Below are 26984 nucleotides of genomic sequence, written 5' to 3' on the forward strand. Positions count from 1 at the left end.
CGATCTCCTGCTCCAGCCCTTCTCCTACGGCTACATGGTCAATGCCATGTGGGTCTCCGCCCTGGTGGGGGCGGTGTGCGCCTTCCTCTCCGCCTTCCTCATGCTCAAGGGCTGGTCGCTCATCGGCGACGCGCTGTCCCATTCCATCGTGCCGGGCGTGGCGGGCGCCTACATGCTGGGCCTGCCCTTCGCGCTGGGTGCCTTCTTCTCCGGCGGGCTCGCGGCGGGGGCGATGCTGCTCCTCAACCAGCGCACCAAGCTGAAGGAGGACACGATCATCGGGCTGATCTTCACCTCCTTCTTCGGGCTCGGCCTGTTCCTGGTGTCGCTCTCGCCCACCTCCGTGAACATCCAGACCATCATCCTGGGCAATGTGCTGGCCATAACGCCCGAGGACACGTTGCAGCTCGCCATTATCGGCGTCGTCTCGCTGGCCGTGCTCACGCTCAAATGGAAGGACCTGATGGTCACCTTCTTCGACGAGAGCCATGCGCGCACCATCGGCCTCAACCCGACGATGCTGAAGGTGCTGTTCTTCACCCTGCTCTCCGCCTGCACGGTGGCGGCGCTTCAGACCGTGGGAGCCTTCCTGGTGGTGGCCATGGTGGTGACGCCCGGCGCCACCGCCTATCTGCTCACCGACCGCTTTCCCCGCCTCATCATCCTGTCCGTGATCATCGGCGCGGGCACCGCGTTCCTGGGCGCCTATGCCTCCTATTTCCTGGACGGGGCCACGGGCGGCATCATCGGCGTGCTCCAGACGCTCATCTTCCTCCTCGCCTTCGTGTTCGCCCCCAAGCACGGCATCCTGGCCGCGCGGCGGCGGACGGCGGCGGCGCTGGCGCAAGGTGAGCGTGACGCCGCGCAGGGAGAGGCCGCATGACCGGGCTTCTCGATCCGCTTCAGTTCGATTTCATCCGCAACGCGCTGCTCATCTCGGTTCTGGTGGCGGTGCCCACGGGGCTCATTTCCTGCTTCCTGGTGCTCAAGGGCTGGTCGCTCATGGGCGATGCCATCTCCCACGCCATCCTGCCCGGCGTGGTGGTGGCCTATATGATCGGCGCGCCGCTGGCGGCGGGGGCGTTCACCGCCGGCATGGGCTGCGCGCTGGCCACCGGCTATCTCAAGGCCAACAGCCGCGTGAAGCAGGACACGGTGATGGGCGTGGTCTTCTCCGGCATGTTCGCGCTGGGGCTGGTCCTCTACACCGCCATCTCCTCGGACGTGCATCTCGACCACATCCTGTTCGGCGACATGCTGGGCGTGGAGGATGCGGACATCTGGCAGAGCGGGATCATCGCGCTGGTAGCCACGGGCCTGATCCTGCTGAAATGGCGCGATCTCGTGCTCCACGCCTTCGACCCCGTGCAGGCCAAGGTCTCCGGCCTGCCGGTGAACCTGCTCCATTACGGCCTGCTGGCGCTGCTCTCCCTCACCATCGTGGGGGCGCTGAAGGCGGTGGGGCTCATTCTCGCCATCGCCCTGCTCATCGCGCCCGGCGCCGTGGCCTTCCTGCTCACGCGCAGCTTCGGTGCCATGCTCGTCGCCTCGGTGGCGGTCTCGGTGGTGACGGGGCTTTCGGGGGTCTATCTGTCCTTCTTCCTGGACAGCGCGCCCGGCCCCACCATCGTGCTCCTCATGACCGGCGCCTTCCTCCTGGCCATGGCCTGGGGGCGCGTGCGGCGGTAAAGCACGTCACTTCGGCAGCACATCGTCGGGGATCTCGAAATCCCCTTCGGCCCTGAGGCCCGCCTGATCGAAAAAGGCCGGGCCCAGTTCGCTGATCACCTTGCCCCGGCAGGCGAGGGTCACGGTCTGCTGGCCTGCCTGTTCCAGGGTCACGCCCGCCACCTCATGCTGGCCGCCCTTGGCGCCCCACTTTCCCGTGGCGGTGAAGACGGTGGTGCGGGTGCCCGCATCCGTGAAGCGCAGCCACGCCCCGCCGCCGCCGGAAAAGGCGAGCGTGCCCACGGTGAAGGCGTCCGCCGCCTTGGTGCCGGGCGCCGGATAGGTGGTCAGCACGCGGTCCAGATGGCCGAAGCGGTATTGAACGACATCCTTCGCCGCGCAGACGGACGCGGTGTGGCTGCCGAAATCGCAGGAGAAGAGGGTGGTCTCGTCCGCCCGGCAATAGCTGGGCACCGGATCCGCATGCGCGGGCGAAAGCGCGGCGGCGAGGGCCATCATGATCCGGGCGGCGAGGCGAAACGTCATGGCGGGTTCCGGGCTATGGCCAACCGGGACGGCTCGCCGCGAATCCAGGAAACGAGGATAGCAGAGGATCCGCCGGCGGCGGCGCGCCGTATGAGGGGCAGGCCCGACCGCATGCCGGAGTGACCGATGCTTCTGTTCGCCATCGCCTATGCCGCCACCGGCCTCGCTTTCCTGCTGCTGGACGGCACATATCTCACGGTCATGGGCGACCTGTTCTACCGCCCCCATCTCGGCCACCTGCTGCAGGAGGGGTTCGACCTTGCCCCGGCCATCGCCTTCTATCTCATCCATGTGGCGGGCCTCGTCCTGTTCGCCGTCCGCCCCGGCCTCATCGCCCGGCGGGCGCGGGTGGCGGCCCTCTACGGCGCGGCGTTCGGCCTCGTGACCTATGCCACCTACGACCTCACCAATCAGGCGACGCTGAAGGACTGGCCGCTCATGGTCTCGCTGGTGGACATGGCCTGGGGCACGCTGCTGGGCGCGGCGGCGGCGGCGGCGGGATGCGCGATCACCCTCAAGGCGCGCCGCTTCGTCTGAACGGCCAGAAGGCGTTCACCCGCGCCTGATAGGCCCGGTAGGCCTCGCCCCGCGAGCGCAGCATGTGGGCTTCCGTGGGCGGGATGCCGGAGGCATGGACCAGAACCCAATACATCATCACCGGCCCCAGCAGCGCCAGCCAGCCCCAGGCCGGACCGCCCGCCCAGGGCGCCGCGATGAGCGGATAGGCCCACCAGCCCAGCCATTCAAAAAAGTAGTTGGGATGCCGCGACAGGCCCCACAGGCCCACGTCGCACACCCGCCCGGCATTGGCCTTGTCCGCGCGGAAGCGGGCGAGCTGGCGGTCGGCGAGCCCCTCCCCCGCCACCGCGACGACGAGCATCGCGAGGCCCAAGAGATCCCAGATGCGCCAGCCCGGCGCGGGATTGCGGGCGGCCAGCACGCACAGGGCCAGCAGCGCGCCCGCCACCGCCTGGGCCTGGAGGAAGAGGAACATGCGGCGGGGTGCATCGGCACCCCATTCGCGCTTCAGATGGGCGTAGCGGGGATCGTCATGGCCCGCCAGCGTCCGCGCCAGGATGTGCCCCGCCAGCCGCGCGGACCACAGGCCGGCCAGGACCGCCAGCAGCAATTGCCGGGGCAGGTAGCCGTCCATGCCGTGAACCGGCACCAAGGCCGCGACCATGGCGGCAAGGCCGGTTCCGGCGGACCAGAGCGTGTCCACCCACCCGCTATTGCCGGTGCGCGCGGCGAGCGCCCAGGCCCCCGCCATCACCAGGCAGAGGCCGAGCACGATCAGGACCACCAGGACATAGACCGGCATGGTGCACCTCGCTCGCGGCGTGGCGGTCGCGTCAGAACCGAACGAAGGGCTGGATCAGCCGGCCCATGAGACCCCGGAACAGCATCCCGCCCTCCAGGGCCACGAGGCAGATGCACTCGCCGTCCCCATCCACCACGGGCGTATGGTCCACATCCTCGTCCGTCTCGGACACGTCGCCCGGCTGATAGCGGCCCATCTCGTCGGAGAAGGAGCCGGAGAGCACCTGCGTCAGTTCCAGCGCGCCATGCCCATGCTCCGGCAGGCTCCGTCCGGGGCCGATGCGCAGCAGGATGGCCCCGGAGCCCGGCGCGCCGGGAATATCCACCCGGCTCATGCGCATGCCCGGCCCCATCCACCGCCAGGGACCGACCTCGCAGGCCCTGAGGGCGGACGGCACGCGCAGGTCGCCGGGAAAGTCCGGCAGAGGACGCTTATTTACGGGACGCTTGCGCGCGGGACGTTTCCGCAGCGGCTGGGGCTCGGCCGGCGCATCGCCGTCGATGCGCGCCAGGAGGCGGGCCAAAGCGTCGGGCGCCATCAATTCGGGCGGGGCCTCGTCCAGCAGCGCGCCGCCCACCGCCTCGAAGGCGGCGACCTTCGCCCGGCAGGCGGGGCAGCCTTCCAGATGCACGGACACCACCAGAGCGGGGCCCGCCGGAAGGCGGCCCGTGGCGTAGCGCAGCAAAGTTGCGTCGGTGATGTGATGGCTGATGGCGTCAGGGCGCATGCGGTGGGGGCTCATGCTCATGCCTCCCCGTCCAGCAAGGCCCGCAGCCGGGCAAGGGCAAGGCGCACGCGCGACTTCACGGTGCCGAGCGGAATGCCCAGCTCCCGCGCGATCTCCACATGGGGCTTCTCGCCGAAAAAGGAGAGATGCACGATGGCCGCCTGCTCCGTGGAAAGGGACTGGAGCGCCCCGCGCACCCGCGCCTCGCGCTCCGCCGTGAGCAGCACCGCCTCGCTGTTCGGCGCGCCGTCCGGCTCGTCGGGCAGGTCGTCGTCGGGCACGCTGGGGATCTTCTCCCGCCGCAGGAAATCGATGCGCAGATTGCGGGCGATGGTGAAGATCCAGGTGCCCGCCCCCGCCTTCTGCGGGTCGAACAAGGCGGCCTTGCGCCAGACCTGGAGCATGGTCTCCTGCGCCAGTTCCTCGGCCACATTGGGCGCGAGGCCGGAGCGCAGGAAGAAGGATTTCAGGCGCGGCGCATAATGCCGGTAGAGCCAGGTGAAGGCCTGCCGGTCCTGCTGGGCGGCGATCACCAGGATGAAGCGCGCGAGAGCGGGCGCGGACGGAACGGTCTCGTCGGGCGCAACGGACGTCACGGCCTTGCCCGCCGGTGCCACAAGGCACAGAGCGGGCCGACCGCGCAGGGGAAAGGTCTCGGCTGCATTCATGCTTCCAGATACGCGCCGGGCGCGCGTTCGGATCATCGTGTGATCCGCCGGCAGGATAGCGACGTAAGTCCCAATCCGTACAGCGGCCTCGACCGACGCGCAAAGGTGGCAGATGAACATCACTCCCGGACGGATCGGGTCCGACGCCCCGTTGCGCATCGCGGTCATCGGCAGCGGCATTTCCGGGCTCTCCGCCGCCTGGCTCCTCTCCAAGCGCCACGAAGTCACCCTCTATGAGGGCGATGCGCGCCTGGGCGGCCACAGCCACACGGTGGAGGCGGACGGGGTGCCGGTGGATACCGGCTTCATCGTCTATAACGAGGCCGCCTATCCCAATTTGACCGCCCTGTTCGCGCATCTCGACGTGCCCACCAAGATGGCCGACATGTCCTTCGCGGTCTCCGCCGAGGGGGGACGGCTGGAATATTCCGGCCACGGCGTGCGGGGCCTGTTCGCCCAGAAGCGCAATCTCGCCAATCCCCGCTTCTACGCCATGCTGCGCGACCTCCTGCGCTTCTATCGCGAGGCCCCCCGCGATGCCGCCACCTGCGCGGGACTGACGCTGGCGCAATATCTCGATGCCGGGCGCTACGGTGCGGCGTTCCGCGACGACCATCTCTTCCCCATGGCCGCCGCCATCTGGTCCACGCCCTCCGCGCACGTGGGCGAGTATCCGGCGGACGCCTTCATCCGCTTCTTCACCAATCACGGCCTGCTGCAATTGCGCGACCGCCCGCTCTGGCGCACGGTGGACGGGGGCAGCCGCGCCTATGTGCGGCGCCTCCTGGCGGCGACATCCGCCACCCTCTCCACGGGCGATCCCGTCACGTTCGTCCAGAGGCTGGACGGGCGCGTGGCGGTGGGCACCAGGGGGGGCGAGGCGCGCTGGTTCGACCATGTGGTGCTGGCGACCCATGCGGACCAGGCGCTGCGCCTGCTCGACCATCCCACGGCAGACGAGACCGCCCTCCTGGGCGCCTTCGCCTATACAAGCAACACCGCCGTGCTCCATGGGGATGCCGGGCTGATGCCGCGCCGCCGGAGCGCCTGGGCGGGCTGGAACTACCTGTCCGAAGGGCGGGGCGCGGACCGGCGCCTGTGCGTGACCTATTGGATGAACGCGCTCCAGGGCCTCGATGCGGCCCGCCCGCTCTTCGTCACCCTCAATCCGGCCCGCCCGGTGCGTCCCGAAAAGGTGCTGCGCACGGACACCTATGAGCACCCGGTGTTCAACCTCGCCGCGCTCGATGCGCAACGCCGCCTCTGGTCGCTCCAGGGGAATGGCGGCGTCTGGTTCTGCGGTGCCTATTTCGGCGCGGGCTTCCACGAGGACGGTCTCCAGGCGGGGCTCGCCGTGGCGGAAGCGCTGGGCGGGGTGCGCCGCCCCTGGTCGGTGCCGGGAGAATCCGACCGCATCACCATCGGCATTCCCGTCGCGACACCTCGCGACGTCGCGACACCTCGTGATGTTGAGGCAGTGGCCGCGGCACAGGAGGCCGTCGTCTGATGAAGACCCCCAGTTCCTGCCTCTATGCGGGCCATGTGATGCACCGCCGGGTGCGGCCCCGGCCCCACCGGCTCGCCTATCGCGTGCTGTCCCTGCTCATCGATCTCGACGCGGCGGACGCGCTTTCCGCCCGGCTGCGCCTGTTCTCCCACAACCGCTTCAACCTCTTCGCCTTCCATGACCGCGACCATGGCGACGGCACGGGGCATGACCTGAAGGGGCAGGTGGAAGCCCATATGCGCGATGCCGGGATCACGCCGGACGGCGGGCCCATCCTGCTCCTGTGCATGCCGCGCATGCTCGGCTTCACCTTCAATCCGCTCAGCATCTATTTCTGCCACGACCGCGGCGGCGCGCTGGTGGCGACCCTCTATGAGGTGAGCAACACGTTCGGGGAGCGCCATTCCTATCTCATGCGCGCGGAGGTGGAAGGCGACGCGCCGGTGCGCCAGAGCGCGCCCAAGCGCTTCTTCGTCTCGCCCTTCCTGGGCATGGGCTTTACCTATGGCTTCCGCCTCAAGCCGCCCGGCGAGCGCTATCTCCTCTCCATCACGGTCAGCGACGAGCGGGGCGCGGTGCTCACCGCCGTGCATTCGGCCGAGCGCCGGGTCATTTCGGACGGCGCGCTGGCGCGCGCATTCCTGTCATTCCCCATGGTGACGCTGAAAGTCGTCGCGGGTATTTATTGGGAAGCCGTGAAGATCTGGGTGAAGGGCATGCCGCTTTACCGAAAGCCCCTTCCCCCGGCCGACCCGGTGACCGTTGCGCCCCCGCAAGGACCGCCGCGCCATGTCTATTGAGCGTTCGTCGCCCCACCCGGCCTCGCTCCTCCACCGGACAGGCCTTCCCCGCATCGCCGCCACGGCCCTGCGCCGTCTCCTGTCGCCGCTGCCCTGCGGCCAGGTTCAGGTGATCTTTCCCGATGGAACCCGGCTGGACCATAAGGGCCCCCTGCCCGGCCCCACCGCTCATGTGCAGGTGCATCGCTGGCGCGCCGTGCGGCGGCTGGTGACGGGCGGCGATATCGGCTTTGCCGAAGCCTTCGCGGCCGGCGACTGGTCCACGCCCGATCTGCCCGCCGTGCTGGAGTTCGGCGCCGTGAACGCCCTCCATCTGGAGCGGCTGGTGGCGGGCTCGGCGCCCGCCCGGCTGTGGAACCGCCTGCGGCACGGGCTTCGGATGAATTCCAAGGCGGGCAGCCGGCGCAACATCACCTTCCATTACGACCTCGGCAACGCCTTCTACCGGCTCTGGCTGGATGCCAGCATGAGCTATTCGTCCGCGCTCTATGCCCGGCCGGACATGAGCCTGGAGGAGGCCCAGCAGGCCAAGATCACCCGCGTGGGCGAGCTTCTGAACCTGCGCGGGGGCGAAAGCGTGCTGGAGATCGGCGCGGGCTGGGGGGCGCTCGCCACCCATCTCGCCGGGCGCGGCGCCCATGTGACCGGGCTCACCTTGTCCCATGAGCAACTGGCCCATGCGGCGGCCCTGCCCGCCCCGCAGCGCGGCAGCATGGCCTTCCGCCTGGAGGATTACCGGGACACGGGCGGCAGCTTCGACCGCATCGTCTCCATCGAGATGCTGGAAGCGGTGGGTGAGCGCTATTGGCCGCGTTATTTCCAGGCGCTGCGGGAGCGCCTGAATCCGGGCGGCCTCGCGGTGCTACAGGTCATCACCATCGCCGAGGAGCGGTTCGAGAGCTATCGCCGCAGCGCCGACTTCATCCAGCGCTACATCTTCCCGGGCGGCATGCTGCTGACGCCCACCATCATCGCCCGCGAGGCGGAAAAGGCCGGGCTCGTCCCCGCCGCCAGCGAGACCTTCGGGCAGAGCTATGCCCGCACCCTGGCGGACTGGCGCCGCCGCTTCCTCGACCAGACCGAGGCCCTGGAGCAGATGGGCTTCGACCGCACCTTCCGGCGCATCTGGGACTATTACCTCGCGTATTGCGAGGCGGGCTTCCGCTGCGGCGCCATCAATGTGGGCCTCTACACGCTCAAAGGCTGAGATAGATGGGCAGTTTGGCGATGGGGAGGGCCTTTTAAGGCGTCACGTCATGGCCGGGTTTGTCCCGGCCATGACGACCCTCGGAAGCTGAAGCCGCCCATCGATCCGAATGTCGATCCGTTCCAAGCTGAAGCTACGTCCTTTCGCGGGGTTTTGCGGTGCGGCCGGGTTCGTATATCCTGGCGAGCTACAGCCTTCATCGCCCGCGCGGGGGCGGGAGGCCCCCATTCGAGACGGCGTATGACAGTTTCCACCCCTCCGGGCGACGCGACGGACCAGGCCTCCAGCGAACTCCTCGACCTCTGCCGCGAGGCGATGCGCGAGGAAGCCAATGCCATGACCACCTATGCGGCGGCCATGGGACAGGAATTCCTGGACGCGCTGCGCATCATGCAGGATGCGAGCGACCCGGTGGTGGTCGCCGGCATCGGCAAGTCCGGCCACATCGCCCGCAAGATCGCCGCCACCTTCCTCTCCATCGGCCGCCCGGCCGTGTTCCTGCACGCGGCGGAAGCCAGCCACGGCGATCTCGGCCTCGTGGGCCGCAACAGCGCGGTTCTGCTGCTCTCCAATTCCGGCGAGACCGCCGAACTGTCCGACCTCATCAGCTATTGCGAAGCCCATGACGTGCCCATGGTGGCCATCACGCGCTCGCGCGAGAGCACGCTGGGCCGCCGCGCCCAGGTGACGCTGGCTTATGGCGCGGTGAAGGAAGTGTGCCCCAACGGCCTCGCCCCCACCACCTCCACCACCCTCATGCTCGCCATCGGCGACGCTCTGGCGGTGGGCCTCACCAGCCTCTTGGGCACCACCGCCGCCGACTTCCGCCGCTACCATCCCGGCGGCAAGCTGGGCGCCCGCCTGCTGCGCGCCCGCGACCTCATGCACCATGGCGACATGCTGCCTTTGGTGAAGCCCGACACCCCCATGCAGGAAGTGGTCATCACCATGTCCTCCAAGGGGTTCGGCGTGGCGCTGGTGATGGACAACGGCGAAGTGGTCGGCATCATCACCGACGGCGACATGCGGCGGAACATCAACCGCCTGTGGCGTGCCCAGGCCGGGGACATCATTCTCGGCAAGCCCATGGCCATCAGCCCCGACATGCTGGCGGGCGACGCCTTGGCCACCATGAGCTCCCAGCGCATCACCTGCCTCGTGGTGGAAGACGAGCGCGGCCGCCTCCAGGGCCTCCTGCGCCTCCACGACTGCGTCCGCGCCGGCGTGGCGGGCTGAGAGACCAACCCTCCCGCGCGACCCGCACGGGAGGGAATAACGCGCATCCGCGCGGCAGTGATGGAGGACGGAATGGCATCATCCGATTCCAAGCCCCCGCAGCCACCCGCGCGCAAACCACGCGCCTCAAAGCCACGCGCAACCACGCCGGGCACGCAAGGCGCCCGTAGCCGCGCGAGCCAGAAGGCCGCTCCGGCAGGCCCTTCCGTCAGCGCTCCCGCGGTGCTCGCGGATCCGGCCGACGCCGGGCCGACCTCCCGCCCCGCCGCGAAAAAAGCCAAGCTCGCCAAGCTCAAAAAGTCCGCCAAGGTCCCCGCAGGCGCCGTGGGGGCGGCGGCCGTGGGGACCACGGCGGTGGGCAGCCTCGTGCTCGGCGCGTTCGCGGTGGGCGCCATCGCCGTCGGCGCCCTGGCCATCGGGCGGCTCGCCATCGGCCGGGCGCGGATCCGCCGGCTGGAGATCGACGAACTGATCATCCACCGCCGAAGCGGCGGCTGATCCGCAGCTCGCAGGTTCCGGGGTTACCGCGTCACAAATGCCTGAGCACCCGCACCGGGGGGACGCTCAGTGCGCGCCAGGTGCCCAGCAGGCCGAAGCCCAGCGTGAAGGCGAGCGCCACCGCCACCGCCCCGAAGGCCGCCAGCGGGGAGAAGGTGAAGCCGATATTCATCACCCGCGTCACCACCACATAGGCCGCGATGGTGCCCGCGCCGATGGCGAACACCGCCGTGGCGAGGCCGAGGCCCGCATATTCCAGGCCATAGGCCCCCACCAGGCGCGGGCGCGTGGCGCCCAGCGTCTTGAGGATGACTGCGTCATAGACCCGGTGCTGATGCCCCGCCGCCAGCGCGCCCGCCAGAACCAGGATGGAGGTGGCGAGGGTGACGAGGCTGGCGATGCGGATGCCCAAGGCGAGGTCGGCGACGATCTTGTTGGCCTGCTCCAAAGCTTCCTTCACGCGGATGGTGGTGACGGCGGGATAGGTGGCGGCCATGGCTTTCAGCAGGTCCACCTCCGCCGCCGGGTCGCCCCCGTCGGGATAGGTGAGAGTGGCGAGCGCGGTGTGGGGGGCGCCCGCGAAGGTGGCGGGCGAGAACACCATGACGAAATTGATGCCCAGCCGCTCCCAGGTCACCTCGCGCAGATTGGCGATGCGGGCGGTCATCTCGCGGCCGAGCACGTTCACCGTCACCGTGTCGCCGATCTTCAGGCCCAGCCCCTCGGCCAGCTTCTTCTCGAAGGACACGAGGGAGCGGGTCTCGTCGGGGGCCCACCAGTCTCCTTCCACCAAGGTGGATCCTTCGGGCACGTCCTTCGCGAAGGAAATGCCCCGGTCGCTCTGCAGCACCCAGGCCGCCTCGGCCGAGGGCTTGGCCTGTTCCACGGGCGTGCCGTTGAGATCGACGATGCGCCCGCGCAGCATGGGCACGGACTGGTAGCGCGCGCCCGGCGCGCGCTCCGCCAGGAAGGCGGAGAAGTCTGCCTCGTCGGCGCTCGGCACGTCCACGAAGAAGAAGCTGGGCGCCCGCTCCGCCAGGGAGCCGCCGATCTCGTCGGTGAGGCTGCGGTCGATGAGCGCGATGGCGGTGAGCAGCGACAGGCCGAGGCCAAGCGAGAGCACCACGGTAGGCGTCAGGGCGCCGGGCCGGTGGACGTTGGCCAAGGCGAGCCGCGCCATGGTGGCGCGCGGGCGGGGCAGCCGCCGGGCGATGGCCATGAGCAGCAGCGCCACGCCGCGCAGCAGGATGAACACGCCCGCCGCCGCCGCGAGGAAGATGGCGGCCGCCCGCTTGTCCTCGGCGGTGACGATGGCGAGCGCCCCGAGCCCGGCCACCGCCAGCGCGCACAGGCCGAGATAGAGGAGCGGCGGGCGCCGCCGTCCCTCGCCCAGCGCATCCCGGAACAGGCGGGAGACCGGCGCCTCCTGCGCCTGCGCCAGGGGCCAGAGGGTGAAGGCCAGGGTCACCAGCGCGCCATAGAGCGCCGCCATGGCCAAGGAGAAGGGACTAAGCTCGGGCGAGAGCGGGAAGGGAATGAGGTGCCCCGCCACCCAGGCCACGAGGAAGGGCAGCGCCGCGCCCAGCACCAGCCCGGCGCCGATGCCCAGCGCCGCCAGCAGCGCCACCTGCACCAGATAGGTGCCGAAAATGGTTCCGCGCCGCGCCCCCAGCGCCTTCAGGGTGGCGATGGTCTCGCGCTTGGCGGCCAGATGGCTGGACACCGCATTGGCGACGCCCACGCCGCCCACCAGCAGGGCCGTGAGGCCCACCAGGGTCAGATATTGCGCGATGCGCCGCACATTGCGCTCAAGCTGGGGCGAGGCCCCGTCGCGGGTGCGCACCTCGAAGCCCGCGCCCGGCGCCTCCGCGCGCACCTTGTCCACGAAGGCCGCAAGGGCGGTGTCGCTGCCGTCCGTGAGCTTCACGCGGTAGATCCAGCGCACGAGGCTGCCCGGCTGGATGAGGCCGGTCTGGGGCAGCGCATCCAGCCCCACCATGAGGCGCGGACCGAAGCCGACGCCGGCGGACAGACGGTCCGGCTCGGAGGCGATCACGCCGCGCAGCACCAAAGTGGCATCGCCCACCTGGATGCGGTCGCCCACCTTCACGTTCAGGCGGGCGAGAAAGGTCTCGTCGCCCAGCGCCCCATAGGCGCCGTCCCGCTGGCCCAGCAAATCGGCGAGCGGAGCGGGCGGCGCCGTTTCCAGCGCGCCCACCAGGGGATAGGTGCCCGGCTCCACCGCCTTCAGCTCCACCAGGGTGGCATCGCCCGAGGGCGCGCGCGCCATGGCCCGCAGGGTGGCGACGCGCGCCACCTCGCCGCCGCCGGCCAGGGCCTCCTGCTCCTGCGGCGTCGCCTCGCGCTGGATGAGGGCGAAGGCCGCATCCCCGCCGAGAATGGAACGCCCTTCCCGCGCGAGGCCCTCCGTGAGGGCACGCGCGAAGGAGCCGACACCCGAAATGGCCATGACGCCCAAAGCGAGGCAGGCGAGGAAGACGAAGAAGCCGCGACGGGCGCCGCGCAGCTCGCGCAGGGCGAAGCGGATGGAGGGAGGCAGGGTAGCGCTCATGAGAGGAGCGTCGCCCGGGCTTCGTCGGCCTCGATGAGGCCGGAGCGCAGCCGCACCACGCGCCCGCAGCGCGCCGCCAGCACGGGATCATGGGTAACGAGAACGAGGGTGGTGCCCCGCGCCCGGTGGGCGTCGAACAGGAGATCCATGATGTGACGGCCCGTGGCCTCGTCCAGATTGCCCGTGGGCTCGTCCGCCACCAGAATGTCGGGCTGGGGGGCCAGGGCGCGGGCCACCGCCACGCGCTGCTGCTCGCCGCCGGACAATTGGGACGGATAGTGCCGCATGCGGGCGCCGAGGCCCACGGCCTCCAGTTCCGCCGCCGCGCGGGCAAAGGCGTCCGGCCGCCCCGCCAGTTCCAGGGGCACCGCCACATTCTCGATGGCGGTCATGGTGGGGATGAGGTGGAAGGATTGGAAGACGATCCCCACATGGGCACCACGGAAGCGCGCCAGCGCATCCTCGTTGAGCCCGGACAATTCCGCCCCGGCCACCTTCACCGAGCCCCGGTCGGCCCGTTCCAGGCCCGCCATCACCATGAGGAGCGTGGACTTGCCCGAACCCGACGGCCCGATGAGCCCCACTGTTTCGCCAGAAGCGATGGATAGAGACAGGGACTTGAGCACATGCACCCGCGCCGCGCCGGCGCCGAGGGACAGGTCCACGTCGGAGAGAGAGATGACGGGCGGAACGGTGAGGACATTCATGCGGTGGGGCACTCGGATGGGGGACGGGCTTCGATATTGCGCCGCCGAAATTACGGCATTGGTGCCATATGGGGCGGCCCGCATGTGCTGCAAAGCCCTGGTCCTTGCCCTCACAGTGGTCACGATCCTGTCATCTGCCGTCCAGGCCGCCCCGCTCAAGGTGGTTGCGCTGGGCGACAGCCTGACGGCGGGCCTCGGCCTGTCGCGGGCGGACAGCTTCGCGGCGAAGCTGGAAGCCGCCCTGAAGGCCAAGGGCTATGACGTCACCATCGTGAATGCCGGCGTCTCCGGCGACACCACCGGCGCGGGCCTCGCCCGGCTGGACTGGAGCGTGCCGCAGCATACCGACGCGGTGATCGTGGAACTGGGCGCCAACGACATGCTGCGCGGCCTCTCCCCGGACATTGCGCGCGGCAACCTCACGGAGATCCTGACCCGGCTGAAGGCGCGGCACATCCCCGTGCTGCTCACGGGCATGCGCGCGGCGCCCAATCTCGGGGCGGACTATCGCCGCAGCTTCGACGCCATCTATCCGGACCTCGCCGCCAAGTTCGAGGTGCCGCTCTATCCCTTCTTCCTGGAGGGCGTGGCGGGCGACCGGGTGCTCAACCAGAAGGACGGCATCCACCCCACCGCCGAGGGCGTGGACCGCATCGTCGCCGCCATCCTCCCCTCGGCGGAAGCGCTGGTGCGCGACGCGCAGGCCCGCAAGGCGAAGGCGCCCGCCGCTCAGTAGCGAATGAGAACCGCGCCGACGATGCCGGTCTCCTGGATGGCGTTGCGGGCGTACCATGTGGTCACGCCCGCCAGCATGAAGGACAGGTGCGCGGTGGCGTCATACATGCCGCCCATCTGCAGCTTGTAATAGGCGTAGGAGACATCGAAGACGGGCCCCTGCCCCGCCCCTTCCGAGACCACGTTGAAGGACTGGGCGAGCAGCAGCCATTGGGGCGCCACCCGCAGGCCGAGCGTGGCGTCGAGGCGGAACTCGTCCGGCGGCGCGCCCTCCCGCAGGCGCTGGGCCGCCTCCAGGTCCACGAAGGCGGGCAGCCCGAACAGGACGAAGGACAGGCCCGCCATGAGCCGCAGGTCGATCTCGCCGTCCGCATAGCCGAGGGCGGCGATCCCCTCGGACGGCCTGGCGCCGGGAATGCGCAGCACGCCTTGGGCCGAGACCACCCAGCCTTCGCCATGGGCAAGGCGCACCCGCGCCCCGAGATCGGTATAGCCGAAGCCGGCATAGCGGGCCGGAGCGGCATCGAGGGCGCCGGGCGTGCCTGCCCCCATCTGGATCTGCAGGAGTTCGGGCGCGGCCAGCAAGGTCAGCCAGTCGGTGGCGCCATATTCGAGGAACAGCTGGGTGCTGACCTTGTCGTAGGTCCGGCTGTCGAACAGCGACCCGTTGCCGTCGAACGCCTTGGAGGACCATGTGGCGGTGGTCTGGAAGAAGGCGGAGCCGTCGAATTCCTTCTGCGTCCACGCGCCGGCGAAAGCGGGAGCGGCGACGCACAGACCCAGCACGACGCGCAGCATGCAGCCGCCCGCCCCGACAACCCGCCCCATCTCACAAACCTGCCCTGACGGGCACAACCTGAACATGCCGAACCGCGCGCGTCCAGCCTCGCCGGAACACATGACCTTACGGAAATTTCATCGCATTCGCCTTGCCCGTTCTCGCGGAAATCCCCATATTGTGCGGAACCGAGACTGGACGGGACTCTACCCAGGCCGCTCGGGGGAATGGAGAGAGACGATGTCCGACTATGATCGCAACGCCGCCGCCCGCTGGGGCTCGACGGCGACGCGCTCACAGGCCGCGATCGATCAAGGTCTGCGGTCGTACATGCTCAGCGTCTACAATTACATGGCGCTGGGCCTGGCCATTACGGGCCTCGCCGCGCTTGGCGTCTTCATGCTGTCGATCAGCGCGACGCCCACGGAATATGCCATCGGCGGCGGGCAGTACCTGACGCAGTTCGGCTACACCATGTTCGTGAGCCCGCTCAAGTGGGTGGTGATGCTCGCGCCTCTGGCCGCGGTGTTCTTCCTGAGCTTCCGCATCCAGAACATGAGCGTGGGCGCCGCGCAGCTGACCTTCTGGGTCTATGCCGCGCTGGTGGGCATCTCGCTGTCGACGATCTTCCTCGTCTACAGCCATGAGAGCATCGGCCGCGTGTTCTTCATCACGGCCGCCTCCTTCGGCGCGCTGAGCCTGTGGGGCTACACCACGAAGCGGGACCTGTCCGGCATGGGCTCGTTCCTGATGATGGGCCTGTTCGGCATCATCATCGCCTCGCTGGTGAACGTCTTCCTCGGCTCCTCGATGCTGCAGTTCATCGTGTCCGTGGTGGGCGTGCTGGTGTTCGCGGGCCTCACCGCCTACGACACGCAGCGCATCAAGGAGATGTATTTCGAGGGCGACGACAGCGCCGTCATGGGCAAGAAGGCCATCATGGGCGCGCTGACGCTCTATCTGGACTTCATCAACCTGTTCATGATGCTGCTGCAGCTCTTCGGAAACCGGAACAGCAACTGAGCCCCACCGGCTCACGCCCGAGCGGCGCTTGAGCTGACCCACTCGGCATCGGTCACAGACCGAGGCCGATGGTACAAGGTCTGAACCAACGAGGCCCCGGCATCCGCCGGGGCCTTTTCTTTTGGGGCCTTCCAAGGTCTTCGAGGGGCCTTCCAGGCGCCCCCGCGCTGGTCTAAAGCGAGGCCATGCTGATCCGCCCCGCCACCCCCGACGACATTCCGGCCATCACGGCCATCTATGACGAGGCCGTGCGCACCGGCACCGCCTCCTTCGAGCTGGAAGCGCCCTCCGAAGAGGAGATGCTGCGCCGCTACCGGGCGATCCTGGACGGGGGCTATCCCTACATCACCGCCCGCGAGGCCGAAGGCGGGCCGCTGCTGGGCTACGCCTATGCCAGCGCCTTCCGCCCGCGCATCGCCTATCGCTTCACGGTGGAGAATTCGGTCTATGTGGCCCCCGCCGCCCACAAGCGCGGCGTCGGGCGCGCGCTCATGGATGCGCTGATTATCCAGTGCGAGGCGGGCGGGTTCCGGCAGATGGTAGCGGTGATCGGCGGCAGCGACAATGTCGGCTCCATCGCCCTGCACCGCGCCTGCGGCTTCTATGACGTGGGCGTGCTGAAGGCCACCGGCTTCAAGTTCGGCCGCTGGCTCGACACCGTGCTCATGCAGCGCGATCTCGGCGAAGGGGACCGGACACCCGGCGGGGCGTGAGCGGCCTAGAACGGCCCGCGGGAATAGATGGATTGCAGCACGCCGTTGATGGTCTTGATGCGCGCCTCATAGGCCGAGGAGAGGCAAGCGGCATTCGCCCCGCAGGCGGTGCGCGTCTTCAAGAAATCGCGCTGCTCGTCCTGCAGCATGCCGCGCTGGCCCATGGCGACCAGATGGCCCGCCACCTCGTAAAGGGTGGCCATCTTCACATCGAGATCGCTGAGCGCCATGGAGGCGCACACCGCTTTTTCGTCCGGCGCGCGCGCCGCATTGCAGTCGAAGCTCGCCGCCTGCGCGCCCGCGACGGACGCCAGCAGCACGAACAGACCCGCCGTCAGCACCCGCATCATCGCGCCGCTCCCCTGCTCGCGTCTCACTTGCTCGCGTCTCACTTGCGCGCCCGATAGCGCGCGAAGCCGTCCGCCCGCAGCTTGCAGGCCGGGCAGGTGCCGCAGCCATAGCCCCAATCGTGGCGGCGGCCGCGTTCGCCCAGATAGCAGGTGTGGGTCTCTTCCACGACGAGGTCCACCAGCCCCGTGCCGCCCAGGTCTTCCGCCATGTCCCAGGTCTGCGCCTTGTCCAGCCACATGAGGGGCGTGTGCAGCACGAAGCGGCGCTCCATGCCCAGGTTCAGCGCCACCTGGAGCGCCTTGATGGTGTCGTCCCGGCAGTCGGGATAGCCGGAATAATCCGTCTCGCACATGCCGCCGACGATGTGCTTCAGCCCCCGCCGATAAGCGAGCGCGGCGGCGAAGGTGAGGAAGATGATGTTGCGGCCCGGCACGAAGGTGTTGGGCAGCCCGCCCTCCTCCATCTCGATGGCCACGTTCCGGGTGAGCGCGGTCTCGGACACCTTGCTCAAGGCGGCGAGCGAGATGGTGTGGTCGTCCTTCAGCCGCCGGGCCCAGGCACCGCTGATGCGGGTGAGCCCGTGGGCCACGTCGCCGCGCCGCTCCAGCTCCACCCGGTGGCGCTGGCCGTAATCGAAGCCCACCGTCTCCACGCGGTCGAAGCGGTCCAGCGCCCAGGCGAGGCAGGTGGCGGAATCCTGCCCTCCGGAGAACAGGACCAGCGCGCCGCCCTCGCCGCTCTCGCTCATTCGCCCGGCGCCTTCGCCTCGATGGCGAGCGCATGCAGGCCCTGCGCGATCTCCCCGGCCAGAAACGCGTTCACGATGCGGTGACGCTCCACCCGGCTCTTGCCGGCGAAGGCCGCCGACACCGCGCGCACCCGCAGATGGGTGATGCCCCCGTCCGGCCGGGACGAGGCGCCCGCATGCCCGGCATGCAGCGCGCTTTCATTCTCCAGCTCCAGCACGAGCGGGTTCAGCCCTCCGGCGAGGGCCGTGCGGATGCGGTCGAGATCAGGATCGGACATGGCCTTACCGGTAGCGCCGGGCCGCCGCCCGCGTCAATGGAGGAGAGAAGGCGCAAGAGGAGACGCAAGCGGCTGGCATCGCGCGCCGGGACGATTATATATGTCCCCGACAGCTCGCTTTGGCGGGCCCTTCACTCCACCGCAGCTTTTCCACCGTGCTCAGCACGCGGAATCGGTACACGGCTCCGTGTTGCCGCGCCGCGGCATCGACCTCATAATCGCGACCATGAAATTCGACTCCCCCCTTTTCGATCGCATCCGCGTCAAGCCGACGGAGGACCGCCTGAAGCAGCGGACCTGCCCGGCCTGCCAGTGGCCGGGCTGCGCGCGCGACGGGACCCACCGGGCGCCCAAGGGGCGGCGGGCGGAAGGGGAATACTTCTTCTACTGCCTCGACCATGTGCGCGAATACAACCAGTCCTACAACTACTTCCAGGGCATGACCGATGATGCGGTCTATGCCTACCAGAAGGACGCGCTGACCGGTCATCGCCCCACCTGGAAGATGGGCCAGCGGGGCGAGGCGAACGCGAACAGCGCCTATCGCGACCCGTTCGGCTTCGGCCAGGAGATGGGCGACCAGCCCTTCGAGGCGCCGCGCGAGGAAAGCCGCACCATCCGCACCACGGAACGGCGGGCGCTGGAACTCATGGGCCTGGAGCTGTCCGCCTCGGCGGAGGAGATCAAGACGCGCTTCAAGGAACTGGCGAAGAAGCACCACCCCGACACCAATGGCGGCGACCGCACCTCCGAGGAGCGGCTGAAGAACGTCATCCAGGCCTATAACATCCTCAAGCAGGCGGGGTTCTGCTGAACCCCACCCCGGCGCGACATCTCGCGCGCCCGCATGAGTTTTTGCCCAAGCGGAAAACCTTTAAGGTGCCGCCCCACATGTGAAGACGAGACGCGCGCCAACGTGCGCAAACGGAGGTTTTATGAGCGGCACGGAGACCATTGCCCCGACCCCGGACATGAAGGTGTCGGTGCGCCAGGTGTTCGGCATCGATATCGACATGGAAGTTCCGGCCTTCTCGAAGACCGATCCCCATGTGCCGGATCTCGATCCCGACTATCTGTTCGACCGGCCGACCACGCTCGCCATCCTCGCGGGCTTCGCCCATAACCGCCGCGTCATGGTCACCGGCTATCACGGCACCGGCAAGTCCACCCATGTGGAGCAGGTGGCCGCGCGCCTGAACTGGCCGTGCGTGCGCATCAATCTCGACAGCCACATCAGCCGTATCGACCTGATCGGCAAGGACGCCATCGTGGTGCGCGACGGCAAGCAGGTGACCGAGTTCCGCGACGGCATCCTGCCCTGGGCGCTGCAGAACAACGTGGCGCTGGTGTTCGACGAATATGATGCCGGCCGCCCCGACGTGATGTTCGTGATCCAGCGCGTGCTGGAAGTGTCGGGCCGCCTTACCCTTCTGGACCAGAACCGGGTGATCCGCCCCCATCCGGCCTTCCGCCTGTTCTCCACCGCCAACACGGTGGGCCTGGGCGACACGACCGGCCTCTATCACGGCACGCAGCAGATCAACCAGGGACAGATGGACCGCTGGTCCATCGTCACCACGCTCAATTACCTCGCCCACGACAAGGAAGTGGACATCATCCTGTCCAAGGCGAAGCACTATCGCACGCCCGAGGGCAAGGACACCGTGAACCGCATGGTGCGCCTCGCGGACCTCACCCGGAACGCCTTCATCAATGGCGACCTTTCCACGGTGATGAGCCCGCGCACGGTCATCACCTGGGCGGAGAATGCCGACATCTTCAAGGATCTCGGCTTCGCCCTGCGCGTCACCTTCCTCAACAAGTGCGACGAGCTGGAGCGCGCTCTGGTGGCGGAATTCTACCAGCGCTGCTTCGGGCAGGAACTGGCCGAAAGCTCCGTGAACGTCGCGCTCACCTGAGCGCGGCGGCCTTCTTCGGAAGGCCGATCACAGGCATGGGGGCGCCCGCTCATGGGCGGCGCCCCGCAGGCAGCCCCAGACCAACGGTGCAGCCGGAACAGCGGTGTAGATATGGCGCCCCCGTCCAATAAGGTCGTGAAGACCACCCCGAAGGAAGCCCCCGTCGAGCCGTTCAAGCGGGCGGTGGCGAGCTGTTTCAAGGCCATTGCCGGGGTGGCCGAGTTCGAGGTGGCCTTCGCCGCCGAGCGCCCCAGCCTCGGCCCGGACCGGGTGCGCCTGCCCGAGCCGCCGCGCCGGCTCAGCGCCCATGACGCGGCGGTGCTGCGCGGACATGCGGATTCGCTGGCGCTGCGCCTCGCCTGCCACGACAACGGCGTGCATCGCCGCATGGCCCCCACCGGGGATGTGGCCCGCGCCGTGTTCGACGCGGCCGAGCAGGCGCGCGTGGAAGCTCTGGGCGGAAACCGCATGGAGGGGGTGAAGCGCAACCTCTCCGCCATGCTGGCCGACAAATATCATCGCGGCCCCTATGCGGACATCACCGACCGCGCCGACGCGCCCATCGAGGATGCCGTGGCGCTGCTGGTGCGCGAGCGCCTGACCGGCCAGCCGCCGCCGCCCGACGCCCGCAAGATCGTGGAACTGTGGCGCGACTTCATCGAGAGCCGCGCCGAGGACGATCTCGCGCGCCTCGCCGACAGCATCGAGGACCAGAAGGCGTTCAGCCAGATCACCCGCGACCTGCTCTCCTCCCTGGAGATGGGCGAGGATTCGGCGCTGGAAAGCGACGATGACGCGGAGCAGGACGACAAGACGGACGGGCGCGACGACCAGGCGGGCGAGGACGGCGACACCCGCGAGGAAGAGAGCCAGCAGGGCGCCACCGAGGTTGAGGCGGAGCTGTCCGACGACCAGCTTCCCGAAAGCGCGGTGGAGAGCGAGGCGGGCCCGCCCGCCGAGATGCCGGACGAATCCGAGATGGGCGACGCCGACGAGGCGTCCGAGCCCTGGCAGCCCCGCACGCCGCCCGGCGGCGACAGGAACGGCCCGGAATATCACGCCTTCACCCCCAAGTTCGACGAGGAGGTGCGCGCCGAGGATCTGTGCGACGCCGAGGAACTGACCCGGCTGCGCACCTATCTGGACAAGCAGCTCTCCAACCTCCAGGGCGTGGTGGCGCGGCTCGCCAACCGCCTGCAGCGGCGCCTGCTGGCGCAGCAGAACCGGGCCTGGGAGTTCGACCTGGAAGAGGGCGTGCTCGACCCCGCGCGCCTCTCCCGCGTGGTGACCGACCCCACCGCCGCCCTCTCCTTCAAGCGCGAGCGCGACACCCAGTTCCGCGACACGGTGGTGACGCTGCTCATCGACAATTCCGGCTCCATGCGCGGGCGCCCCATCACGGTGGCGGCCACCTGCGCGGACATCCTCGCCCGCACGCTGGAACGCTGCGGCGTGAAGGTGGAGGTGCTGGGCTTCACGACGCGCGCCTGGAAGGGCGGGCAGTCGCGCGAGGCGTGGCTGGCGGGCGGCAAGCCGGTCAATCCCGGCCGCCTCAACGATCTCCGGCACATCATCTACAAGGCGGCCGATTCCCCCTGGCGGCGGTCCCGGCGCAATCTGGGCCTGATGATGCGCGAGGGCCTGCTGAAGGAGAATATCGACGGCGAGGCCCTGGACTGGGCGCACAAGCGCCTGCTGGGCCGCCCCGAGGCGCGCAAGATATTGATGATGATCTCCGACGGCGCGCCGGTGGACGATTCCACCCTCTCGGTGAATGCCGGCAATTATCTGGAGCGGCACCTGCGCCACATCATCTCCGAGATCGAGACCCGTTCCCCGGTGGAGCTGATCGCCATCGGCATCGGCCATGACGTGACCCGCTATTACCGGCGCGCCGTGACCATCGTGGATGCGGAGGAGCTGGGCGGGGTCATGACCGAGAAGCTGGCGGAGCTGTTCGCCGAGACCACGGTGGCGCCCCGCGCGCCCTCCCGCAAGCGGATGCATTGAGGGCGCGATGATCCTCTCCCGCCGCAAGACGCTGACGCTCGCGGCCTCCGGCCTCCTGGTGGCCGGGCTCGTGTTCGGGGGCCTGCGCGCCTTCGCCAAGCCCGGCGCGCTGCCGGTCGAGCCCATGGCGATCGAGGTGACGGCGAGCCCCATCGCCACCTTCCGCCCGCAATCCCAGGACACCCGCTTCGGCCGCCTGGAATTTCGCGGCGGCATGCGCCTCACCTCCGACTTTCCGGGCTTCGGCGGCATATCCGGCTTCGTGCTGGCGCCGGACGGCAAGGGCTTCCTGGCGCTCACCGATGCCGGCCTGTTCCTGAAGGGCAATCTCGTCACCGACGGCGACCGGCCCGTGGGCCTGTCGGACGTGATGGCGGCGGCCATGCTGGACGAGAAGGGCCGCGTCCAGGCGACGCGCGGCCGGGGCGATGCCGAGGCGCTGGCGGTGGCGCCCGACGCGGTCTACGTGACCTTCGAGGACATCAACGAATTGTGGTCCTATCCGGGGCCTGATCCCCTGGGCAAGACCGGCGTGCCGGTGCCCGTGCCGCCCGGCGTGAAGACGCTGCGGAAGAATCTCGGCCTGGAGGCCCTGGTCTATGTGCCGGGCCCGCCCATGACGGGCGCGCTCATCGCCATCGGCGAGCAGGGGGCCACGGCCGATGACGACCTGCCCGGCTTCATCATTTCCGGCCCCACGCCCGGCAGCTTCACGGTGCGCAAGAGCGGTTCCTTCAGCGCCACCGACGCGGCGCTGGGGCCGAAGGGCGACCTCTATCTGCTGGAGCGCAGCTTCACGCCCACGGCGGGCGTCGCCATGCAGCTGCGCCGCTTCTCGCTGGCGCAGGTGAAGCCCGGCGCGGTGCTGGACGGGGAGATCCTGCTGACCGCCGACATGGGCTTCGAGATCGACAATATGGAGGGCCTGTCGGCGACGGTGAACGCCAAGGGGGAAACCCTGTTCACCATCGTCTCCGACGACAATTTCAGCCCCCTCCAGCGGACAATTCTGCTGCGTTTCGCGCTGGTGGAGAAGTAGGGCGCGGACCCAGTGGTGCACGTTCAGCCGGCCCCCTCCCAACCCTCCCCCGCAAGCGGGAGAGGGCTTTCCCGTCTGAGGGCGGAAGGCGCACGCCCGTCTCCATCCCGCGCAACAGGTCCCCTCTCCCGCTTGCGGGGGAGGGTTAGGGAGGGGGAAGCCGGGGGGAGGGTTAGGGAGGGGGAACGAGCCGGGAGGCACCCCCGCCGTTCTCAGGCTTCCTTGAAGCCGTATTCCGGCGTGCCCTGCTCGGCGCCGTAATATTTGTAGGGCAGGAACTTGCCGGTGAAGGTCATCTTCACGCGGTCGCCCTTCGGGTTCTCCTGGCGGGAAATGTCGATGTCGAAGTCGATGGCGGACATGATGCCGTCGCCGAACTCTTCCTCGATGATCGCCTTCCAGGCCGGGCCGTTCACCATCACCATTTCATAGAAGCGGTAGATGAGCGGGTCCGTGGGGGGCATGGGCATGCCGCGATAGGGCACCTCGTTCAGCATGCGCTCCTCTTCCTCGGAGAGGCCGAACAGCTCGGCGGCCGCCTTGGCGAGGGGCTTTACCAGCTTCATCTGGCCGAGCAGCGCGCCCACCACCAGCACCGGCGACATGCCGCCGATCTCGCCGGTGATGTACTTCCAGGTCCAGCCGTTCTTACGCTTGATGTCGAGGATCTTCTCGGTGAGGTCGGCGCGCTTCATGGCGTCTCTCCTTTGGGGGCCTTGGTCGGGGGATGTGGGGTTTCGGTGCGGCCTCAGGCCGCCCGCATGTCGCCGTCGGGCGGCGTGCTCAGCCCGGTGGTGGGACGCACCACGGGCGGATGGCGATGGTCGTAGCCGGGGGGAAGCGCGCTCTTGAAGGTCTTGGAGCGTTCCACCAGGAAGTCGATGAGGTGGTTGCGGACGGCGTAGAAGTCGGGCTGCTTGTGGATGTCCAGCCGCCGCCGGTCGCGGGGCAGCGGGTTGTCCACGATCTCGGCCACCACCGCCTGCGGGCCGTTGGTCATGAGCACGATGCGATCGGCCAGATAGATGGCCTCGTCCACGTCGTGGGTGATCATGAACACGGTCTGTCCGGTCTCCAGGCAGATGCGGCGCACCTCGTCCTGGAGCGTGCCGCGCGTCAGCGCGTCCAACGCCGAGAAGGGCTCGTCCATGAGCAGCATCTTCGGCTCGATGGAGAGCGCCCGGGCGATGCCCACGCGCTGCTTCATGCCGCCGGAAAGCTCGGAGGGGCGCTTGTTCTCCGCCCCCTTCAGCCCCACCAGCTCGATAAAGCGCATGGCATGGTCGCGCACCTTCTGCGCGCTCCAGCGGCGATGGCGGGAGGAGACCGCATAGGTCACATTGCCCAGCACCGTGCGCCAGGGCAGCAGCGCGTGGCCCTGGAAGATCACGGCCCGCTCCAAAGACGGCCCCGCGATGGCCTGTCCGTCCATGATGGCGGCGCCCGTATCCGGCGCGTCGAGGCCCGCCAGGATGTTGAGCACCGTGGTCTTGCCGCAGCCGGAATGGCCGATGATGCAGGCGAAGTCGCCCTTGTTCATGGAGAACCAGAGGTCCTCGAACACCGTGGTGGTGCGCCCGCCCGCGGCCGTGTAGCGGCGGGCGATGCCCTCGATGGAGACATAGCGGGAGTCAGTCATCGCGCTCATTCCGGGAAGGTCACGAGCCGGGCGACGGCCGCGAGGATCTGGTCCAGCACCATGCCCGTGACCCCGATGATGAGGATCGCGATGATCACGTTGGTGATGGACAGGTTGTTCCACTCGTTCCAGACGAAGTAGCCGATGCCGGTACCCCCCACGAGCATCTCCGCCGCCACGATCACCAGCCAGGCGATGCCGATGGAGATGCGCATGCCGGTGAGGATGGTGGGCGCCGCCGCCGGCAGGATCACCGTGAAGGCGCGCTTCAGCGGCCCCACTTCCAGGGTGCGGGCGACATTCAGCCATTCCTTGCGCACGCTCGCCACGCCGAACGCCGTATTCAGCAGCATCGGCCAGACCGAGCAGATGAAGATGACGAAGATGGCCGAGATGCCGGAATCCTTGATGGTGTAGAGGGCGAGCGGCATCCAGGCCAAAGGCGAGATGGGTTTCAGCACCTGGATGAAGGGATCGAGCGCCCGGCTCATGAGGGCGGACATGCCGATGAGGAAGCCCAGCGGCACCGCCACCAGCACCGCGATGGCATAGCCCAGCAGCACCCGGCCCAGCGAATAGGCCAGCTGGATGCCGATGCCCTTGTCGTTCGGCCCCTTGTCGTAGAAGGGATCGGACAGCATCTTCATGAGCGCGCCGCCCACATCCAGCGGGCTCGGCATGGCCGACTTGCCGGTGGTGGCGGTGAGGCCCATCAGCTTGGCATATTCGGGGTCCATTCCGGCGGGAAGCCCGCCGGACGTACCGCCGAACCCCGCCGTGGCGCCCTGCCAGACCAGCAGGAAGGCCGCCAGCAGCAGGAAGGACACCAAGGCGGCGCGGAGGTTGAGACTGGTGGCCATGGGTCAGGTCCGCTTGATGGCGAAGCTGTCCACATAGGCTTCGGGCTTGGACGGATCGAACGGCTTGCCCATCACCACGATGGTCTTGGTGGGCGCGGGCGGGGTCATCCCCATGTCCTGCATCACCTTCGCGCACTCGGTGGCGAGGAACACCTGCTTGGCGATGCCGGCATAGTCCACATCGCCCTTCACCTGTCCCCAGCGCTTCATCTGGGTGAGGATCCAGATGGCGAAGGAATCGTAGGGGAAGGGCTCGAAGGCGACGCGGTTCGGGTCCTTCTTGATGTTGCCGAGGCCGTCCGCATAGGTGCCCGTGAGCACCTGGTCGAGCACCGTGACCGGCGCGTTCAGATAGTTTGCGGGGGCGATGACTTCCGCGATCTGCTTGCGGTTCTCCGGCTTCTGGGCATAGGCGCTGGCATCGATGATGGCGCGCAGCAGGGCCGCATAGGTGTTGGGATTGGCGGTGACGAATTCCTTGCTGGCCGTGAACGAGCAGCAGGGATGGCCGTCCCAGATCTCCTTGGAGAGGATGTCGATGAAGCCCACCCCGTCATAGACGGCGCGCTGGGCGATATTGTCGGGGGCGAGGAAGCCGTCGATATTCTCGGCGCGCAGGTTGGCGACCATTTCCGGCGGGGGCACGGAGCGCAGCTGAACGTCCGTGTCGGGATCCAGGCCGTTCTGCGCGAGATAGTAGCGCAGCAGGTAATTGTGCATGGAATAGTCGAAGGGAATGGCGAACTTCATCCCCTTCCAGTCCTTGGGATTGCGCCGGTCCTTGTGCTTCATGGCCAGGGTGATGGCCTGCCCGTTGATGTTCTCGATGGCCGGCACCGAGAAGGGGATCGGGGTCGATCCGAGGCCCATCGAGATGGCGATGGGCATGGGCGAGAGCATGTGGGAGGCGTCGTATTCCTTGTTGATGGTCTTGTCGCGGATCACCGCCCAGCCGGCGGTCTTCACCACGTCCACATTCAGGCCCTGCTTGGAATAGAAGCCGAGCGGATGGGCCATGATGATGGGGGTGGCGCAGGTGATCGGGATGAAGCCGACCTTCAGGTCCTTCTTCTCCAGCGCGCCGGACCCTTGGGCAAAGGCGTCGGTGACGCTGCCCAGCGGCAGGAACTGGGACACGGCGGCGAGCGCCGTGGCGGAGCCCACCGTCTTCAGGAAGGCGCGGCGGGTGGGGGTGTGCGGGAACACCGCGCGCATGACCGCCGTCTCGACGAAGCTGGAATAGCGCTCGTCCTCGCTGCCCGTCACCTTGCAGGCGAAGTCGTGCTCGCTTTGGGAGGCATGCTCGCCGCACGAGCAGCCCGAAGAGATGCCGGAACCGCGCCGGAATGTGTCGAAGCTCGCCATCTATCGCCTCGCTTATGGTGGGCCCCTGCGGGGCACTCGGGAAGGTCGCCTTACCCAACGCAAGAGGTG

29 protein-coding genes are annotated in these 26984 nt (G+C 68.6%); 15 read left to right on the forward strand and 14 right to left on the reverse strand.

The window, feature by feature from the left end:
* Positions 1–34: 34 nt before the first annotated feature.
* A complete protein-coding gene (locus tag EJJ38_RS17070; protein ID WP_164738565.1) occupies positions 35–883 on the forward strand; it encodes a metal ABC transporter permease in 849 nt (282 codons plus the stop codon).
* Positions 880–1689 (forward strand): metal ABC transporter permease, encoded by an 810-nt coding sequence (locus tag EJJ38_RS17075; RefSeq protein WP_127091421.1) that lies wholly within the window; start codon positions 880–882, stop codon positions 1687–1689. Before EJJ38_RS17070 ends, EJJ38_RS17075 begins: the two co-directional genes overlap by 4 nt.
* Before the next feature lie 6 nt (positions 1690–1695).
* Here EJJ38_RS17075 and EJJ38_RS17080 read toward each other — a convergent pair whose 3' ends face one another.
* Positions 1696–2214 carry a hypothetical protein gene (locus tag EJJ38_RS17080; protein WP_127091423.1) on the reverse strand — a complete coding sequence of 173 codons (519 nt, stop codon included), beginning with the start codon at positions 2212–2214 and terminating at the stop codon, positions 1696–1698.
* A gap of 126 nt (positions 2215–2340) precedes the next feature.
* Between EJJ38_RS17080 and EJJ38_RS17085 the strand changes: the two genes are divergently transcribed.
* Complete coding sequence (locus tag EJJ38_RS17085; protein ID WP_127091425.1) at positions 2341–2751, forward strand: DUF2177 family protein; 411 nt, start codon at positions 2341–2343, stop codon at positions 2749–2751.
* Here the strand turns inward: EJJ38_RS17085 and EJJ38_RS17090 are convergent.
* The 3 genes from EJJ38_RS17090 to EJJ38_RS17100 are packed head-to-tail and all read right to left on the reverse strand — an operon-like array spanning position 2729 to position 4930.
* Positions 2729–3535 (reverse strand): DUF1295 domain-containing protein, encoded by an 807-nt coding sequence (locus EJJ38_RS17090; protein ID WP_127091427.1) that lies wholly within the window; start codon positions 3533–3535, stop codon positions 2729–2731. The genes EJJ38_RS17085 and EJJ38_RS17090 overlap by 23 nt on opposite strands.
* A 31-nt stretch (positions 3536–3566) precedes the next feature.
* A complete protein-coding gene (locus EJJ38_RS17095) occupies positions 3567–4277 on the reverse strand; it encodes a ChrR family anti-sigma-E factor (RefSeq protein ID WP_245454302.1) in 711 nt (236 codons plus the stop codon).
* A gap of 2 nt (positions 4278–4279) precedes the next feature.
* The gene (locus EJJ38_RS17100; protein ID WP_127091429.1) at positions 4280–4930 is read right to left on the reverse strand and encodes a sigma-70 family RNA polymerase sigma factor; all 651 of its coding nucleotides are present in this window, start codon (positions 4928–4930) and stop codon (positions 4280–4282) included.
* Between the two features lie 112 nt (positions 4931–5042).
* Here EJJ38_RS17100 and EJJ38_RS17105 point away from each other — a divergent pair, with 112 nt between their 5' ends.
* The 5 genes from EJJ38_RS17105 (at position 5043) to EJJ38_RS17125 (ending at position 10178) form a co-directional block, all read left to right on the forward strand.
* On the forward strand, positions 5043–6437 hold the full coding sequence (locus EJJ38_RS17105; protein ID WP_127091431.1) for an NAD(P)/FAD-dependent oxidoreductase: 1395 nt from the start codon (positions 5043–5045) through the stop codon (positions 6435–6437).
* Positions 6437–7237, forward strand: coding sequence for a DUF1365 domain-containing protein (locus EJJ38_RS17110; RefSeq protein ID WP_127091433.1), 801 nt, complete (start codon positions 6437–6439; stop codon positions 7235–7237). The genes EJJ38_RS17105 and EJJ38_RS17110 overlap by 1 nt, the downstream gene beginning before the upstream one ends.
* A complete protein-coding gene (locus EJJ38_RS17115) occupies positions 7227–8444 on the forward strand; it encodes an SAM-dependent methyltransferase (protein WP_127091435.1) in 1218 nt (405 codons plus the stop codon). Before EJJ38_RS17110 ends, EJJ38_RS17115 begins: the two co-directional genes overlap by 11 nt.
* Before the next feature lie 240 nt (positions 8445–8684).
* Positions 8685–9680: a KpsF/GutQ family sugar-phosphate isomerase gene (locus EJJ38_RS17120; protein ID WP_205666202.1), complete on the forward strand. Its 996-nt coding sequence runs from the start codon at positions 8685–8687 to the stop codon at positions 9678–9680.
* Between the two features lie 72 nt (positions 9681–9752).
* Entirely contained in the window at positions 9753–10178 is a 426-nt protein-coding gene (locus tag EJJ38_RS17125) for a LapA family protein (RefSeq protein ID WP_127091437.1), read from the forward strand.
* A 31-nt stretch (positions 10179–10209) separates the two neighbouring features.
* On the opposite strand, the gene EJJ38_RS17130 is transcribed toward EJJ38_RS17125, so the two are convergent.
* Together EJJ38_RS17130 and EJJ38_RS17135 are read right to left on the reverse strand one after the other, a co-directional pair.
* Positions 10210–12750, reverse strand: coding sequence for an ABC transporter permease (locus EJJ38_RS17130; RefSeq protein ID WP_127091439.1), 2541 nt, complete (start codon positions 12748–12750; stop codon positions 10210–10212).
* A complete protein-coding gene (locus tag EJJ38_RS17135; protein ID WP_127091441.1) occupies positions 12747–13457 on the reverse strand; it encodes an ABC transporter ATP-binding protein in 711 nt (236 codons plus the stop codon). The genes EJJ38_RS17130 and EJJ38_RS17135 overlap by 4 nt, the downstream gene beginning before the upstream one ends.
* 82 nt (positions 13458–13539) lie before the next feature.
* Between EJJ38_RS17135 and EJJ38_RS17140 the strand changes: the two genes are divergently transcribed.
* Positions 13540–14193 carry an arylesterase gene (locus EJJ38_RS17140; RefSeq protein ID WP_127091443.1) on the forward strand — a complete coding sequence of 218 codons (654 nt, stop codon included), beginning with the start codon at positions 13540–13542 and terminating at the stop codon, positions 14191–14193.
* Here EJJ38_RS17140 and EJJ38_RS17145 read toward each other — a convergent pair.
* Positions 14187–15020 carry a hypothetical protein gene (locus EJJ38_RS17145; RefSeq protein ID WP_127091445.1) on the reverse strand — a complete coding sequence of 278 codons (834 nt, stop codon included), beginning with the start codon at positions 15018–15020 and terminating at the stop codon, positions 14187–14189. The two genes, EJJ38_RS17140 and EJJ38_RS17145, sit on opposite strands and share 7 nt — an antisense overlap.
* 190 nt (positions 15021–15210) lie before the next feature.
* Here EJJ38_RS17145 and EJJ38_RS17150 point away from each other — a divergent pair, with 190 nt between their 5' ends.
* Both EJJ38_RS17150 and EJJ38_RS17155 read left to right on the forward strand, forming a co-directional pair.
* A complete protein-coding gene (locus EJJ38_RS17150) occupies positions 15211–15993 on the forward strand; it encodes a Bax inhibitor-1/YccA family protein (protein ID WP_127091447.1) in 783 nt (260 codons plus the stop codon).
* Positions 15994–16178: 185 nt separating this feature from the next.
* Positions 16179–16706, forward strand: coding sequence for a GNAT family N-acetyltransferase (locus EJJ38_RS17155; RefSeq protein WP_127091448.1), 528 nt, complete (start codon positions 16179–16181; stop codon positions 16704–16706).
* A gap of 5 nt (positions 16707–16711) precedes the next feature.
* On the opposite strand, the gene EJJ38_RS17160 is transcribed toward EJJ38_RS17155, so the two are convergent.
* The 3 genes from EJJ38_RS17160 to EJJ38_RS17170 are packed head-to-tail and all read right to left on the reverse strand — an operon-like array spanning position 16712 to position 18083.
* Entirely contained in the window at positions 16712–17056 is a 345-nt protein-coding gene (locus EJJ38_RS17160) for a lysozyme inhibitor LprI family protein (protein ID WP_127091450.1), read from the reverse strand.
* Between the two features lie 38 nt (positions 17057–17094).
* The gene (gene queC / locus EJJ38_RS17165) at positions 17095–17805 is read right to left on the reverse strand and encodes a 7-cyano-7-deazaguanine synthase QueC (RefSeq protein WP_127091452.1); all 711 of its coding nucleotides are present in this window, start codon (positions 17803–17805) and stop codon (positions 17095–17097) included.
* Positions 17802–18083: a BolA family protein gene (locus EJJ38_RS17170; RefSeq protein WP_127091454.1), complete on the reverse strand. Its 282-nt coding sequence runs from the start codon at positions 18081–18083 to the stop codon at positions 17802–17804. The genes queC and EJJ38_RS17170 overlap by 4 nt, the downstream gene beginning before the upstream one ends.
* Before the next feature lie 226 nt (positions 18084–18309).
* Here EJJ38_RS17170 and EJJ38_RS17175 point away from each other — a divergent pair, with 226 nt between their 5' ends.
* From EJJ38_RS17175 to EJJ38_RS17190, 4 genes are all read left to right on the forward strand, one after another.
* Complete coding sequence (locus tag EJJ38_RS17175) at positions 18310–18897, forward strand: J domain-containing protein (protein WP_127091456.1); 588 nt, start codon at positions 18310–18312, stop codon at positions 18895–18897.
* A gap of 121 nt (positions 18898–19018) precedes the next feature.
* The gene (gene cobS / locus EJJ38_RS17180; RefSeq protein WP_127091458.1) at positions 19019–20002 is read left to right on the forward strand and encodes a cobaltochelatase subunit CobS; all 984 of its coding nucleotides are present in this window, start codon (positions 19019–19021) and stop codon (positions 20000–20002) included.
* A gap of 111 nt (positions 20003–20113) precedes the next feature.
* A complete protein-coding gene (gene cobT, locus EJJ38_RS17185) occupies positions 20114–22012 on the forward strand; it encodes a cobaltochelatase subunit CobT (RefSeq protein ID WP_127091460.1) in 1899 nt (632 codons plus the stop codon).
* Positions 22013–22019: 7 nt separating this feature from the next.
* On the forward strand, positions 22020–23051 hold the full coding sequence (locus EJJ38_RS17190; protein ID WP_127091462.1) for an esterase-like activity of phytase family protein: 1032 nt from the start codon (positions 22020–22022) through the stop codon (positions 23049–23051).
* A 212-nt stretch (positions 23052–23263) separates the two neighbouring features.
* On the opposite strand, the gene cynS is transcribed toward EJJ38_RS17190, so the two are convergent.
* From cynS to EJJ38_RS17210, 4 genes are read right to left on the reverse strand one after another with little or no spacing between them, the layout of a single operon-like run.
* On the reverse strand, positions 23264–23746 hold the full coding sequence (gene cynS / locus EJJ38_RS17195) for a cyanase (RefSeq protein ID WP_127091464.1): 483 nt from the start codon (positions 23744–23746) through the stop codon (positions 23264–23266).
* Between the two features lie 53 nt (positions 23747–23799).
* The gene (locus EJJ38_RS17200; protein ID WP_127091466.1) at positions 23800–24690 is read right to left on the reverse strand and encodes an ABC transporter ATP-binding protein; all 891 of its coding nucleotides are present in this window, start codon (positions 24688–24690) and stop codon (positions 23800–23802) included.
* A gap of 5 nt (positions 24691–24695) precedes the next feature.
* Complete coding sequence (gene ntrB / locus EJJ38_RS17205) at positions 24696–25550, reverse strand: nitrate ABC transporter permease (protein ID WP_127091467.1); 855 nt, start codon at positions 25548–25550, stop codon at positions 24696–24698.
* A gap of 3 nt (positions 25551–25553) precedes the next feature.
* Positions 25554–26915, reverse strand: a complete 1362-nt coding sequence (locus EJJ38_RS17210; RefSeq protein ID WP_127091469.1) for a CmpA/NrtA family ABC transporter substrate-binding protein — start codon at positions 26913–26915, stop codon at positions 25554–25556.
* Positions 26916–26984 lie beyond the last annotated feature (69 nt).

Origin of the sequence: Aquabacter cavernae (assembly GCF_003993795.1) — a bacterium.
Lineage (GTDB): Bacteria > Pseudomonadota > Alphaproteobacteria > Rhizobiales > Xanthobacteraceae > Aquabacter > Aquabacter cavernae.